The organism is Actinomyces vulturis (assembly GCF_001687305.1).
Taxonomy (GTDB): domain Bacteria; phylum Actinomycetota; class Actinomycetes; order Actinomycetales; family Actinomycetaceae; genus Actinomyces; species Actinomyces vulturis.
This window is the reverse complement of the sequence record NZ_KV700385.1, coordinates 578,193-591,990: the sequence shown is the minus strand read 5'-3', so window position 1 is coordinate 591,990 and position 13,798 is coordinate 578,193. Positions and strand designations below refer to the sequence as shown.

At 54.8% G+C, this 13,798-nt stretch carries 11 protein-coding genes; 4 read left to right on the top strand and 7 right to left on the bottom strand.

Translation table 11 applies throughout. The features are described from left to right. The first annotated feature begins 103 nt into the window (after window positions 1-103). Entirely contained in the window at window positions 104-472 is a 369-nt protein-coding gene (trxA, locus tag A9753_RS02445) for a thioredoxin (RefSeq protein ID WP_067779644.1), read from the top strand. 152 nt (window positions 473-624) lie between these two features. On the opposite strand, the gene hemL is transcribed toward trxA, so the two are convergent. The 5 genes from hemL to A9753_RS02420 all read right to left on the bottom strand — a co-directional run bounded on the left by hemL (window position 625) and on the right by A9753_RS02420 (window position 8,480). Further along, window positions 625-1,980: a glutamate-1-semialdehyde 2,1-aminomutase gene (gene hemL, locus A9753_RS02440; protein WP_067779640.1), complete on the bottom strand. Its 1,356-nt coding sequence runs from the start codon at window positions 1,978-1,980 to the stop codon at window positions 625-627. A 176-nt stretch (window positions 1,981-2,156) separates the two neighbouring features. Continuing rightward, window positions 2,157-3,212, bottom strand: coding sequence for a porphobilinogen synthase (gene hemB, locus A9753_RS02435; RefSeq protein ID WP_067779635.1), 1,056 nt, complete (start codon window positions 3,210-3,212; stop codon window positions 2,157-2,159). A 2-nt stretch (window positions 3,213-3,214) separates the two neighbouring features. Then, the gene (locus tag A9753_RS02430) at window positions 3,215-4,396 is read right to left on the bottom strand and encodes a uroporphyrinogen-III synthase (protein WP_067779631.1); all 1,182 of its coding nucleotides are present in this window, start codon (window positions 4,394-4,396) and stop codon (window positions 3,215-3,217) included. Then, window positions 4,393-7,089: a hydroxymethylbilane synthase gene (gene hemC / locus A9753_RS09600; RefSeq protein ID WP_141673270.1), complete on the bottom strand. Its 2,697-nt coding sequence runs from the start codon at window positions 7,087-7,089 to the stop codon at window positions 4,393-4,395. The genes A9753_RS02430 and hemC overlap by 4 nt, the downstream gene beginning before the upstream one ends. After that, window positions 7,086-8,480 (bottom strand): uroporphyrinogen decarboxylase family protein, encoded by a 1,395-nt coding sequence (locus A9753_RS02420; RefSeq protein WP_067779628.1) that lies wholly within the window; start codon window positions 8,478-8,480, stop codon window positions 7,086-7,088. Before A9753_RS02420 ends, hemC begins: the two co-directional genes overlap by 4 nt. 138 nt (window positions 8,481-8,618) lie before the next feature. Between A9753_RS02420 and A9753_RS02415 the strand changes: the two genes are divergently transcribed. Genes A9753_RS02415 through hemQ form a run of 3 tightly spaced genes read left to right on the top strand, consistent with a single transcriptional unit; the run spans window position 8,619 to window position 12,026 of the window. Continuing rightward, entirely contained in the window at window positions 8,619-10,058 is a 1,440-nt protein-coding gene (locus A9753_RS02415; protein WP_067779625.1) for a glutamyl-tRNA reductase, read from the top strand. Continuing rightward, window positions 10,055-11,305, top strand: a complete 1,251-nt coding sequence (locus A9753_RS02410; RefSeq protein ID WP_067779621.1) for a ferrochelatase — start codon at window positions 10,055-10,057, stop codon at window positions 11,303-11,305. The genes A9753_RS02415 and A9753_RS02410 overlap by 4 nt, the downstream gene beginning before the upstream one ends. Next, the gene (gene hemQ, locus A9753_RS02405; protein ID WP_067779619.1) at window positions 11,298-12,026 is read left to right on the top strand and encodes a hydrogen peroxide-dependent heme synthase; all 729 of its coding nucleotides are present in this window, start codon (window positions 11,298-11,300) and stop codon (window positions 12,024-12,026) included. Before A9753_RS02410 ends, hemQ begins: the two co-directional genes overlap by 8 nt. A 105-nt stretch (window positions 12,027-12,131) precedes the next feature. On the opposite strand, the gene A9753_RS02400 is transcribed toward hemQ, so the two are convergent. Continuing rightward, window positions 12,132-12,899 (bottom strand): hypothetical protein, encoded by a 768-nt coding sequence (locus tag A9753_RS02400; RefSeq protein ID WP_067779617.1) that lies wholly within the window; start codon window positions 12,897-12,899, stop codon window positions 12,132-12,134. Window positions 12,900-13,297: 398 nt separating this feature from the next. Further along, window positions 13,298-13,789 carry an NUDIX hydrolase gene (locus A9753_RS02395; protein WP_067779615.1) on the bottom strand — a complete coding sequence of 164 codons (492 nt, stop codon included), beginning with the start codon at window positions 13,787-13,789 and terminating at the stop codon, window positions 13,298-13,300. Window positions 13,790-13,798: the final 9 nt, after the last annotated feature.

The window sequence follows — 13,798 nt, the reverse complement described above, 5'->3', positions numbered from 1 at the left end:
GGAAAATCTTGCGGCGATCTGTGGAATGAATACGTAACCATTCTGGTTGTCATGGATGGAAGAGGCGCCCAGGCGCTACATAGACCTAACAGGAGAAACCTTCGTGGCAACCCTCGAAATCACCGCAGAAAACTTTAAAGAAACCATCAGTAAAGATGGAATCGTCGTGCTGGACTTTTGGGCACCCTGGTGCGGTCCCTGCCGTCAGTTCGGCCCCATCTTCGAAAAGGTCAGTGAAGCACACGCAGACATGACCTTCGGTAAGGTCAACACCGAAGAGCAGCAGCAACTCGCCGGTGCTCTGGCCATCACCTCCATCCCCACCCTCATGGTGTTCCGTGATGGAGTCCTCGTCTTCCGTGAAGCTGGCGCACTACCCGCACCCGCACTGGAAAACCTCATCGAGCAGGTTGAAGGTCTTAACATGGATGAGGTCCGTGCAGAGATGGCCAAACAGCAAGAACAGGCCTGATACACAACACAGCATCCATCTGCCGTGTCGGCAACGGATAAGCATAAGTGTTCCCGGAGAGAACACTGACCTGAGGGGGCGCGAGCTAAGCTCGCGCCCCCTCAACGTTGATAGTGAAAAGAACATGCCCGAAGACATCAGCGACGAATGAGTTATTGCTTCAGAGTTGCTGACGCCGCAGCACGAGCAGCAACAGGCGCTGCCTGAGCGATACGTTCTAACTCCTCATCCCCGTGAGCACCACTGACAAACCAGGCTTCAAAGTTCGAGGGCGGCAAGTTCACCCCGGCATCAACGAAAGCATGGAAAAAGGCGGGGTAACGCCAGGTTTGCGCCAACTGAGCCTGCTCATAGGAATGGACCGGTGCGCCCTCAGGGGTAAAGAAGAAAGAGAACAGTGAGCCGGCGCGACCAACCCAGTGCCCCACACCTTCAGCAGTCAGCGCACTACTGACCACATCAATAATCTGATCTGCCACAGAATCGAGATGGCGGTACAACCCCTCATCACACAAGGTAAGCGTAGCCGCACCGGCAGCAGTGGCCAGAGGATTACCTGACAGTGTCCCCGCCTGGTACACCGGGCCTACAGGAGCAAGAAGATCCATCACATCTGCCCGGCCGCCGAGTGCAGCAAGAGGCATGCCGCCGCCTACCACCTTGCCGAAGGTAAACAGGTCAGGCACCCAGGAAGCTTCAGTAATCGACACGGTGGGAACCGGGGTGAAGGGAGAGTCGTATGCTTCTAGCCCCCACATACCCGAGGGCGCCACACGGAAGCCACTGAGCACCTCATCAGCAATCATCAAGGCACCATACGAACGAGTAATCCGCCGAATCTCCGCATTAAACCCTTCAACAGGCTCCACTACGCCCATATTGGCTGGCTGCGGCTCAGTGATGACAGCGGCAATCTCACTACCACGCTCAGTGAAGCACTCCTCCAAAGCGGTCACATCATTGAAGGGCAGCACAATCGTGTTGGCAGTAATCGACGCCGGAACACCAGCGCACTCGGGCAAACCCCCCGTGGCCACGCCACTGCCCGCCGCAGCAAGAAGTCCGTCGCTATGACCGTGGTAGCAGCCAGCAAACTTCACCACCAGGTCGCGACCCGTGGCGCCGCGAGCCAAGCGAATCGCCGTCATCGTGGCCTCCGTGCCCGTAGACACGCAGCGCACACGCTCAGCAGCAGGAACGCGCTGGCGAATCATCTCCGCCAAACGCACCTCACCTTCCGTAGGAGCACCAAAACTTAACCCTTTGCGCGCAGCATGTTCCACGGCGTTAAGAACCTCAGGGTGAGCATGCCCCACAATTGCTGGCCCCCAACTGCCCACCAGATCGACGTAATCACGTCCCTCCACATCCCACACCCTTGGGCCGCGAGCATGGTCAATGAACAGGGGAGTGCCACCCACGCTGGCAAAGGCGCGCACCGGCGAATTCACTCCGCCAGGAATGAGTACTTGAGCGTCATGGAAAAGAGAATCGTTGGTTAGTGTCATGGTTGCCCCCAATGGTGGTGAGGTGAATAGCAGATGATTCGGGTGGAGTTCGATGTTCGGGATTCCTGAAATGCGTGAAGAAGAGCGATATTCAGCGATACGAATACGTCGTTGGAGTAGTGGACGCTCATGAAATGAAACTCTGGAGCGTCATGACAAGCGACGAGTTCCATCGCCTACCACTCCACTGTGGGCAAGATGCTTGTGGCTGCTTCAAGTGCCCAATAGGTGAGCACTACGTCCGCTCCTGCTCGCACGATCCCGGTTAAGGACTCAGAAATGACGCGCTCGCGGTCAATCCAGCCCCGTTGGGCTGCCGCCTCCACCATGGCATACTCGCCAGAGACTTGATATGCAGCCACAGGAACAGGGCTGACTCGCGCAACCTCAGCTAGAACATCGAGATAAGGGCCGGCAGGCTTGACCATCACCAGGTCCGCACCCTGCTCAACATCAAGCAAAGCCTCACGAACACCCTCGCGCCCCTGGGCAGGATCCTGCTGGTAGGTGCGTCGATCGCCTTGGAGGGTGGAACCCACAGCCTCACGGAAGGGCCCAAAGTAGGCCGAGGCGTACTTGGCTGAATAGGCCAAAATCGCCACATCTTCAAAACCATGGTCATCGAGAACTTGACGAATGACGGCGACCTGTCCATCCATCATTCCTGAGGGTGAGACCATGTGAGCGCCGGACTCAGCCTGCGCCAGAGTCATGGCTCCATAGAGGGGAAGAGTAGCGTCGTTATCGACCACCACAGGGGCGTCATCTGCGGTTCGCCACGGCTGCTTAGCAGGGGTAAGTACACCGCAATGCCCATGACTGGTGAATTCATCCAGGCAGGTGTCCGCGCAAATAACCAAGCCGTCACCCACCTCTTCGCGCACTGCCGTGAGCGCTCGATTGAGGATTCCCTTGTCGTCCCAGGCCTGACTACCTCGTTCGTCACGGCGCTCGGGAACACCGAAGAGGTCAATACCGCCAACACCTGCTTCTGCGCATTGCACCACGTAAGCCCTGAGGGAGTCGATAGTGTGCTGAACCTGACCGGGCATGGCCTCAATAGGTTGCGGGGAAGATATTCCCTCACGCACGAACAGGGGAGCCATGAGTTGGCTGGGGTGAACGTGAGTGGAGCGCACTAGTGCCCGAATAGCAGGAGTTGTCCGCAGACGCCGTGGCCTGACCGTGGGAGAAAATGAAGAGTTGCGTAGGGGATTGGTAAGTGACGGCATAGTCAGGCTCCTTGATTGTCGAAGGACATGGATGAATGGGGCTTCGTGGTGTGTAATGCCAGGGCTACTGCGGTGCACACGTCATCAGGAGACGGTGAAGCCGCTGGTGGCATGACCACGAAGCGCTGAAAGAGGCGAAGAGCGTCAGGGTTTTGGCAGTGGTTGTTCGTGATGCTCTGGTGTTCTGCAGTATGTGAGCGATGCGCGCTATCTGCGCTATCTGAACTAGTTGCACGATCTGCGCTATTCGGACCATCTGGACTATCTGGGGTAACTGGGTTATCTGCGCTATCGGGCCTATCCGGGTTAGTGGCGTTATCGGCGTAGGCAGATGCGAGGGGAGCAGTGCCCTCGTGTGCAGAAACCTGAGAACCAGTCCGAGCGGTGAGGGCGCGACGAAGAATGTGAACACAGTCTTCAGCAGTTTGAGGGCCAAGGGTGACGATGGGAATGGGCGATGAAGCAGGGGAAATATCAAGTGTGCCTGCATCTTTGATGCAGGCACACATCACGTCCACTAGCCCTCGCATCGCACTTCCTGCAGTAACCACAATGGCATCCATCTCACCGGCTACTACTCTTTGGAATACGGTTGGGTCTAGATAATTGGCAGAAATCGTGGTGTATACGGGATATTGAACAACTTCCCACCCGGCACGTGAGGCTTTATCAGCAATAGTGGAACGAGTAAGCGCTGAGCCGGGTATGGCGACCTTTCCCCTGATGGAGCGCCGGTGAGAGGCCTCGTAATCAATGACGTGATGAATGACATCCTCACCCCCGCCAATGCCTACTACATGAGGCTGATGATCGGTAGCAGCGCTCCATGCCTGCGCTGTGCGAGCACCGACCGCCGCCACGTGAAGCCCCTGGGATAGTGCGGAGTGAATGGCATGAACAAACAGGGCAGGATTTGATTGATAAAGAACCTCAACCGTGCGAGGACTGGTCAGGACTAACCACTCCCATTCACCAGATGCGCAGGCTTTAAGTACTGTCTCCCTCGCAGTTACAGGCCACGGCTGAATGCGAGTCACAGCCACGGATTGCACAACAGCGCCACGAGCACTGAGCGCATCGGCTAGGCGATCATGGGCCAATTGTCGAGTAAGAAGAACACGAGCACCATTAAGTGAGGGGAGTGAACCGACTAAGTCAGCACCAAATTGATGTGTACCGCTCATTCGTTTCTCCTGGCCGGAGCAAATTGTGCGTCGCAGGCCGCAATAATCTCCTGCGCGCCTTGAGCGCGCAAAGACTCCGCCACCTCATGACCCAACTCCTTGGCTCCAGTCATGGTGAGATCCACTGTGGAGAATTCGGCGTGAAGGAGACTTACGGCGTCGGGAGATAGAAGATGAGAAGTCAGCACCAGGTGACCATCAACCACCCGGGCCCACGCACCCACGGGGGTGGCGCAGCCGGCGGATAGATCACGCATGAGCGTGCGCTCAGCATGAACCGTCATCATCGACACCTCATCGTTAATCCACGACAAAGCCTGGCGAATCTCCTCATCTGCCTCCCGGCACTCCACTGCTAAGGCACCTTGTGCAGGAGCAGGTACGCACACAGATGGATCTAGCACCTCACTAACCCAGCCATCCAAACCAAGACGCTGCAAACCAGCCACTGCTAACACCACCGCATCCAGATCGCCCGGGTTGCCATGATGGGGTTCTTTACCAGTCACATCACCGCGTAACTGATCATGGTGAAGAACCTCGGGGAACACCCGAACTAAGCGAGTGGGTACATTGCCGCGAATATCCACACACTGAAGATCGGGGCGTAGGTAACGAATCTGAGCTGATCGTCTTGGCGAACCAGTCCCCACCGTCGCTCCGCTGGGCAGAGTCATGAGAGTGAGACCATCACGAGCGCACAACGCATCGGCCACATCCGCGCGAGAAGGAATCGCTGCAATAGTCAGACCCACACAGGGTTGCGTGGGCACATCCTTGAGCGAATGCACTGCCAGATCACATTGACCATCTAGCAAAGCACTGCGCACCTTGGCCGCGAATACACCAAGCCCACCTAGCGATGCGAGGGACGCCCTAGATGAGTCACCTACCGTGCGAACTGGAGTGAGTTCCACGTTCACGTTCATGCCGTGAGTACCTGCAGCCGCCTGAAGGGAACGAGCTACGAGGGAGGACTGCGTACGTGCTAGATCCGAGCCGCGCGTGCCTAAACGCAGGTGGGGAGGAAGGGAAAAATGGTGACTTTCGGGTGACGATGCCGTAGGAGTCGTGGTTGTTATGTTTTGTGCCCTTATGGGCCTGGTTGCAGATGCGCTCCCATCTTTCAGATCGGAGGACATCAATGAATCAACGCAGGCGGCTGCATGAGTAACTGCTGCATGAACTCCTGAACCACTGACCCATGCTCCGCATAATCCCAGGTTTGGTAGGGCTCGGACTTCACTGAGCAGAGTATTGATGCGCTCGCGGTAAGCAGGAGTGAAAGGAGGCAAACTGCCATCCCAGCGTGCATGACTATGAGCGACCACCATGTCTGAGTGAATCGGAATGCCCATGATGAGGGAAGCATCGTGACAAGCCTGCTCAATGCTCACCGTATTGCGATGCCCGTATGACAGGCGTAGCACGTGGTAGTCCGCAGGTAGTTGTGCTGCCATCCATGGCCATTTTGCCGTGAGGTGACTTAGCGCTTTCGCTCCTACCGGGCAGAAATCGTCAGAGTGGCCTGGAGCAACAATCGCTCCGCTCCCCAAGGGAGCACCATTGAGGGCTGGACAGTGAAGAAGAAGATTGACTCGCCCCACAGGAGCGCCGGAAGGAACATCTACATGTGTGCTCACCATATTGGCGAGCACACGTTGTGCGGCATTTGCATTGCATGCCACCACAAGACGCTCAGCATGAACCACATAGTGCTCGCCTGCAGCAACAGGCTCGGCACCAGGAGTGGGGCCAGGCTGTGTGGGTGCAAGGCTCACCTCCCATCCGTCTGCTACTTGATGGCACTGCTGTGCCCCTGTCCGGGTGAGTACATTGCCGCCGTGTGCGCGCACATGCTCCACAAGAAGCGAGACTAGACGTGCCATTCCTCCTTCGATACTCACGTCACCACCCGCGCGAGCATTCGCCCGAAGGGTAGCTACGGCGTCACTTAAACTGCCGTGCTTGCGCAGTGCTGGACGGAGAAAAGGCAGCACACTGTCACAATCCAAGCGTGCCGGATCGGCGGTATAAATCGCCGACATCATGGGGGAGAGTAAGTTTTCACAAACCCCCTTGCCCATCCGTGCGGTCACTAGATCGCTGACGCTTATTCTTTCTGCATCGACTTCATGCCCCAAGGGTTTTTGGTCAAGCTGATGTGCTTCATAGGCTGCAGCACTGCCGATAATCCGTTGCACATCAGTGGCCAACGGGTTCGCAGGAATGCCAAGAAGAGAGTGTTGGGGGAGAGGTAATGCTGCCCACTTACGCTGCTGCGGGGCAGTGAGTGGCGCGTCATCAGCGGGATGAGTAAACAAGTACGCCCCACCACCGCACGGCGTGAGCACATCAAGGCCAAAGGAGTCGAGTAATTCGCTCATCACTCCGCCACGGTCCACGAATCCTTCAGCACCTAAATCAATATCGACGCCGATTAACCCACTCTCAGAGCTCATCATCTGTCGGTCTGCATTATTTTCAGGTGTTTTCGGGGTGTTAGTAAGGGGGCGTTCGTCTGATGTAGGTGCACTGAGATGAGTGCCCGCAATGAGTCCACCTGCGTAACCACGAGCCTCTACCACCCATGGGACAAGCCCATAGTCGATTGCTCGCCATGCCGCAGTTAATCCAGCAATGCCGCCGCCGATAATCAACACATCAACGTGTTGAGGGATTTGATGACTCATAGCGCCACTCCCACATCCATCACATCAAGTCCTAGACCATTGACATTCCACTCAGTATGTTCATCACGGTTAACACGCTCGGCCCACTGAGGATCACCATGAACACGGGCCACTATCCGTGTTAGCACCTGTGGATCAGTATCTTTAGGTACACCATGACCGAGATTGACGATATGCCCCGCAGCGTTGCGCCCCTGTTCCATGCAGGAATCAACATGCTGAGCAATGACCTCCCATGGAGCACGCAATACGGCAGGATTGATATTGCCTTGCACGCACATGGCACGTTTGGGTTGGGCCTCATGTAAGGCAATGCGCTCATCCACACCAATTCCTTGAATTGACGGATGTAACGATGCCATCTGCGGTAAAAGAGTCGCGCTTGCAGTACCAAAATGAATAACAGGAACCGGTCTGCCAAGAGTAGGGCTGACAGCCTGGGAAGCAATCTCCAATGTCAATGCGGAATATGGCGCAACGTATTGCTCATACAACTCAGGACTCAATGAGCCAGCCCACGAATCAAAGAGTTGAGCAACACTTGCGCCCGCCTCAATCTGCAAGGCCAAGAACTCGCCACTCACTGTGGCACACCAACGCATGAGTTCATCCCAAGCCGCATGATCAGACAGCATCAAACCCCGTGCAGCTAAGTGATCCCTACTAGGCTTGCCTTCCACCAAGTAGGCGGCCAAAGTAAATGGAGCTCCAGCAAAAGCAATGAGGGGCGTCCATCCCCATAATCCTCGACTTTGAGCCAGCCCAGACAAAGAACGCTCACATACCTCACCACGGTCTACTCCGTTGCTGCCGACTACTAACTCGGGAGATGAAGGTGGCTGTGAGGGCGTACCCAACTCATTAATGACCCTGGTGACGGCTTGGACAAGGCGGTGTGTGGCGTCGGAGGAAGGGAGAGTGGAACCAGTAAAAGGGAGAGTGCCTGTGCCGAAGGAATGAGTAGTCAGAATAGCGATATCTGCCGCGCTTGCTGCAGGGGTTTTGATGGTGGGGCCTACTCCGGGATCGATATGTACATCTACGCCGCTTAGCAGGAGCGGGGTCATGATGTCGGAAAAGAGGATGGCGGCGTCCACGCCGTGGCGGCGTACCGGTTGGAGTGTGGCTAGTGCCGCCACATCTGGCATGAGGCAACACTCGAGCATCGAGGCGTGAGTTCGTTGGCGTAGCGCTCGATATTCGGGTAAGGAACGGCCTGCCTGACGCATAAACCAGACGGGTGTGCGTATGGGGGTGGGTAATTCAGTGAGCAATGCGTGATGAAGAGAAGACCATTTATCTTCTCTTTCTTTTTTCGTCACAAAAACCTCCTGAATATCTGTCAGAAAAGAAAAAGGCATCATGTCAGAATTGTCATGACGCAACGTCATTTTTCCTATTCTTTTGTTGTCATACCAACGAAAATAAGTGGTGAAATTATTCTGAACAATATGTCAGATAATTGTGATTTCACGTTATTCGCGCTGACGCACTGAAATGTCTGAATTCAATGCTTAAATATAGCCGTTGTGACAATTCATGTGTTTTACGTTGACCATCGTGACGGCCTAGAGTGCGTTGCTCACCTCGCAGCAACTACTAGCGGGCTTGGTACCACGCTGCGTGCTTTGCCGAGCGTGCGCGGTGCCATGGTCCTGCACACCTGCAACCGACTGGCCCTCTACCTTGACCATGATGATCAGCGTGGTGCAGCCGGAGGTTCGCAAAACCCCTACAGGTGTGACGAACACGTTCATAGCGGTGGTAGCGCGACCAGCGCCGTACGTCAGGTGCCCAACGAACTCGCTCCAGCAGTAGCCGGAATTCTGGGAACTGAAGCCACAACGCTTCACCATCGCAGTGGCGTGGAAGCACTCCGCCATCTTTTCGCCACCACTGCAGGTTTGGAATCAATGGTGATTGGCGAACGTGAAATCGCTGGTCAAGTGCGGCGCGCAGCAACATTAGCCGCTCAAGAAGGCACTCTCAGTTGTGACTTGGGTCGAGCTGTCGATCATGCCAGTGCATGTTCCAGGCGTATTGCTCGCAACACTACCTTGGCATCCCTTGGCCGCTCTGTGGTGGGCGTAGGGCTCGAGATCTCCCTTCAGCACATGGGCCGCACAACCCTTAATCCTCATGACCGCATTCTTGTTGTGGGAACAGGTGCTTACGCAGGTGCCACCGTGACGCACCTGCGTGAGATGGGTGCTCAGCGCATTAGTGTGTATTCCCAATCGCAGCGTGCTGAGCGCTTTGCTCAAGGGCGTGGCCTCAGCGTGATATGCGAGGATGAACTTATCCCTGCCTTAGCTGCCAGCGATCTTGTGGTGACCTGCCGTGGACTTGGCCAGCCCATCATTACTCGGGATCTCACCACCCAAGGTCTTTCCATTCGCCCCCAATCGCAGGGACCATTGCACATTCTTGACCTCGCGCTTCGCCCTGATACTGCTGCCGATGTGGTGGGTATGCACCACGTGGACTATGTGGGATTAGCTGACATTCAGCGCTTCATTGGCCCGGTCCGCCGCGATGACATTTCCCAGGCTCAAGCGCTACTCGAAGAAGGGCTTGACGCCTTCCTTCAAGACCTGTCAGCGCGTCAGGCTGATCCGGTTGTCATTGCTATTCGTGACTATGTTGCTGCTGTGGTGGAGGAAGAACGTCAATCCCTGGCTGCTCATGCCGTCTCTCCGCCCGGGCAGGACGCGCCTATGATTGCTCTTCATGACGCTGACCGGGCACTTCGCCGTATCGCTGGGCGTCTCCTTCATCACCCCACTGTGTTGGCAAAACAAGCAGGACGCGAGGGCTATATCGACGATTACATGCGTGCACTCAAACTCGTTATGGGGATCGATATTGATAACGCTCATTCACAACCAACCCCTGGCTCCGTGCCCCACTTCCATGAAAGAGACGACTGCACCATTCATGCCGTTACCCAAATGAAAGCAGGACGATGACACGAACTAACCAGGAAACGATCGCCCCCTATCAGGCCGTTGTCATCACTTCTTATGGTGGCCCTGATGGGCCAGATGCGGTACTACCGTTCATGCGAAACGCCACTTTCGGCCGAGGTATCCCTGATGAGCGACTGATAGAAGTCGCGGGTCACTATCACCGTTGGGATGGGGTTTCACCCATTATTGAAAAAACAGAGCAACTGCGCAGTGATGTGGCTGAGGAATTAATACGTCGAGGAATTGACGTGCCTGTCGTGGTGGGGAACAGAAACTGGCATCCTTTCCTCTCAGCCACGCTGGCGAATCTGGCGGATGAGGGGCGCACTCATGTGCTCAGCCTTCCTACCAGCGCTTTTGCGTCATACTCTGGATGCCGCCAGTACTGGGAGGATATTGACCGAGCCACCGCATATGTAGCCGGAAAAAAACTTGAACCCCGTAATGGTGAGAGCCTTGCCGAGCGAGTTCACCCCATTCAGATGCATGTCGATAAGGTGCGCCCTTACTTCAACACCAGTGGTTTCGTTGAAGCCAATGTCCAAGCTGTCATTGATGCTTATGACTCTTTGTGCGCTGAGGGAATCGCGTCGCAGGATGTGGCTCTACTTTTTGTTACTCATTCCATTCCTCTGGGCATGGAAAAAGGTAGTGCGCCTCGTAGTGATGAGACTGATCTTGGTGATGCACCGAGTGCGGATAGCGAAGTTGCCTACATTCAGCAGCATCACGATCTCGCCACAGTGCTTATGGATGAGATTCGCTTGCGCATGCGGGAACGCTCTGTTTGCGATTACTCATTGGTCTATTGCTCTCGCTCGGGACCGGCTCAGGCCAAGTGGCTTGAACCTGATGTTAATGATGCGATTGAGCAGATTGCTGCCGAGAGTCCTGAGATTCGCGCGGTGATCGTAGCTCCTATTGGTTTCATCTGTGACCACATGGAAGTAGTTTTCGATCTCGATACTGAGGCGGCGGAAACAGCTCATGACCACCATTTGGCCTACCGCCGTGCTGCCACTGCAGCGGACAATCCTGCATTCATCACGTCTGTGGTGGATCGTTTACTTGAGCGCGCAGCTTTAGCCCGAGGTGAGGATGTGAACCTCACCAGTGTGACTGGTCGGGGACCCTTCCATACGGTTTGCCCCGCAAGCGCGTGTACCACGATTACTCATCACCGCGGGAATACGCACGATCTGAAACCTCATGTCATAGCACCAATGAAGGAGAACTCTCATGAGTGAATCGCACTACCAGCACGACCCGCGCGATGCCGCCCACGTGGATATCGATGCTGTCAACGACAATAATCATTATGCTCTGTGGGCCGTATTTCGCTTGGAGAGCCCCTTGCCGGCAGATCGTGCCGACACCATTGCGAGCTTCAGTGCGCAATATGTGACTGACTCTGGTGTGACAACGCGCGGTTGGTACGACGTTGGTGGTTTCCGCTCCGACGCCGATCTCATGGTGTGGTGGATTGATGACGATCCCAGTGTGCTTCAGGATGCATACCACCGCCTACGTCGCAGCGAGTTGGGTGGTTACCTTACCCCTGTTTGGAGCGTCATGGGACTTCACACTCCTGCAGAGTTTAATCGCAAGCATATTCCGGCATGCTTCGGCGGTGTGGTCCCCCGTGAATGGTGTATGGTCTACCCCTTCGTCCGCTCCTATGACTGGTACTTGCTTCAACCTGAGGAACGTAGCCGCATCATGGCCGAGCACGGCCGTAACGGATTCAGCAAGTATCCGGATGTTAATGGCTCAACTTTGGCGACTTTCGGTATGAGTGATTATGAGTGGATTTTGGGCTTTGAAGCCGATTCTTTAGATCGTCTTGAGGGCGTCATTCATCATCAGCGTTACACCGAGGCGCGCCTTCATGTACGTGTGGATACGCCATTCTTTACTGGTCAGCGCGTAGAACCTGAAGAATGGGCAATGCGTCAACCTACTCGTTGACGGGGGATGGATATTACTGAACCTTTTTGTCAATGAGGGTGGGGGCGCGTGCGTATGCACGCGCCCCCACCCTGGTAGTTCCCCCTCATTGGAACACTTATGGCACTAGCAGGAACAGTTATTGCCGCTCTGCGTAGTGATGTTAGAAATCAAGAGCATCATGGAGTTGGCGTTGACGTTGTTTGGGCTTAGCGGTTTAAGTCCGTTGTAGTAGCGGAACACGATGGTGTGGGGTTGATCCGGGTTTTCAGTGGACCATGTGCATTCAACGGTGCCGCGGGGGCTTTTGAAAATGGGGTAGGAACTATCTCCCTTGTTCGGGGTGACAGAGTTATCCTGCATGGCAATTTGTTTACTGTTGTCAATGACGAGGCGGTCGCTACCGTCTTCTTGAACTGCACGCATGGTGACGCCGGGAGTATCGAACTCTACGACGTCGCGATATTGGCCTAGGTCTCGGCCAGAGTCAATGTTGGACAAATAGAACTTTGCGCAGGTGACGCCTGCGGGAATGGTTAGCGTAATCCGCTGGCCTTTGCTGTTGTCTTTGGTTTGCCAAAGGAAGATTGCTGTGGTGAAGGCGTTATTTTGTGTGTTGGGTAGTGCAAACTGGGGGCGTGCAACAGTCATGTTGCCTAGACGCTGGTGAGTACGGCCAAGGGCCACAGCGCTGACTGAAATACCGTTGCTGGTGATTACGCCAGCGCCTTCGGCGGGCCATTCGGTGGTGCTTGATTCGCATTGGGATGAGGCTATGGCAGGGGCTGGGCTTGCCATGATGATGGCAGGAATGGACCAGGCTGCGCCTTTAGCGATAGTGCGACGAGAAACGCCTTGTGCTGGTGTAGAAGTTGTGAAGGGAAGGGTAGGCATCGTTCCTGCTTTATGGGTGTTGGTCGTGTTGACGGGGGGTGACCAAAAGGGTGTTATCAGAATGTGCGATAACTTAGCAGGAACAAAAAGTCTTGTCTGATAAGTGATGCTTCTTTAGGTTTGACAAAGAAGATTGTCGAGGGTAGGTTGCTTGACTCTTACTCTCCCGCCGCTAAAGCGCGAGATTGTGCGGAAAACAGCCCGCAGTGAATATTGATAATTCTAAGTAATTAGAATTGAGGGTTCGGTAAGTTTGTCTATTGCGACAAACTTAAGGATGCTGTCGCGATCTTCTATGTCCTACGCCATATATTTCTTCAGTGACTATGAGGTCACATATGAGTTAACTCATGTTTATCGGTTGTGATTTTTTAAGAAAAAAATACTAATGGTGATTGTTAGTGAAACCTGACAGGGTGTGCTGGACTAATGAGCCATTCCCGTGCTGCAGTGATACGCGATGGCGCTGTTTGAGTGAGCGGGGAAGGTAGGTTATCGGGGTCAAACCACCCCACCTCCAATGATTCATCATCATTAACTCGAGCGTTGTCAGCTAAAGACTCATCGATCTGCGCAACGAAACAAATATCCATGAAGACACATTGGTCTCCATTAGGGAAAACCATTGGCTCTTCAGCACGAACCATACAGATCCCAAGAAGGTCAACCTCAAGGCCTGTTTCTTCAAGGCACTCGCGACGCGCTGCCTGACCGGGATGCTCCCCTGGTTCAGGGATGCCGGAAATAACTGACCACTTGCCGGTATCTGATCGGCGCCCGAGAAGAATTCGTCCGTCATTACGGAAAATAACAACCCCTATGCCGGGGAGCCAAAGTTGGTCGTGGCCAATTTTCTTGCGTAAAGAGAGGATGAATTCTGGGGTCGACATAACTCAACC

Excerpts from the sequence above, each read along its gene's own strand:
- A9753_RS02430 (WP_067779631.1), bottom strand. The coding sequence starts at position 4,396 with ATGAGCGGTACACATCAATTTGGTGCTGACTTAGTCGGTTCACTCCCC.
- hemL (WP_067779640.1), bottom strand. The coding sequence starts at position 1,980 with ATGACACTAACCAACGATTCTCTTTTCCATGACGCTCAAGTACTCATT.
- hemC (WP_141673270.1), bottom strand. The coding sequence starts at position 7,089 with ATGAGTCATCAAATCCCTCAACACGTTGATGTGTTGATTATCGGCGGC.
- hemQ (WP_067779619.1), top strand. The coding sequence starts at position 11,298 with ATGAGTGAATCGCACTACCAGCACGACCCGCGCGATGCCGCCCACGTG.
- A9753_RS02420 (WP_067779628.1), bottom strand. The coding sequence starts at position 8,480 with ATGACGTTGCGTCATGACAATTCTGACATGATGCCTTTTTCTTTTCTG.
- A9753_RS02395 (WP_067779615.1), bottom strand. The coding sequence starts at position 13,789 with ATGTCGACCCCAGAATTCATCCTCTCTTTACGCAAGAAAATTGGCCAC.
- A9753_RS02410 (WP_067779621.1), top strand. The coding sequence starts at position 10,055 with ATGACACGAACTAACCAGGAAACGATCGCCCCCTATCAGGCCGTTGTC.
- hemB (WP_067779635.1), bottom strand. The coding sequence starts at position 3,212 with ATGCCGTCACTTACCAATCCCCTACGCAACTCTTCATTTTCTCCCACG.
- A9753_RS02400 (WP_067779617.1), bottom strand. The coding sequence starts at position 12,899 with ATGCCTACCCTTCCCTTCACAACTTCTACACCAGCACAAGGCGTTTCT.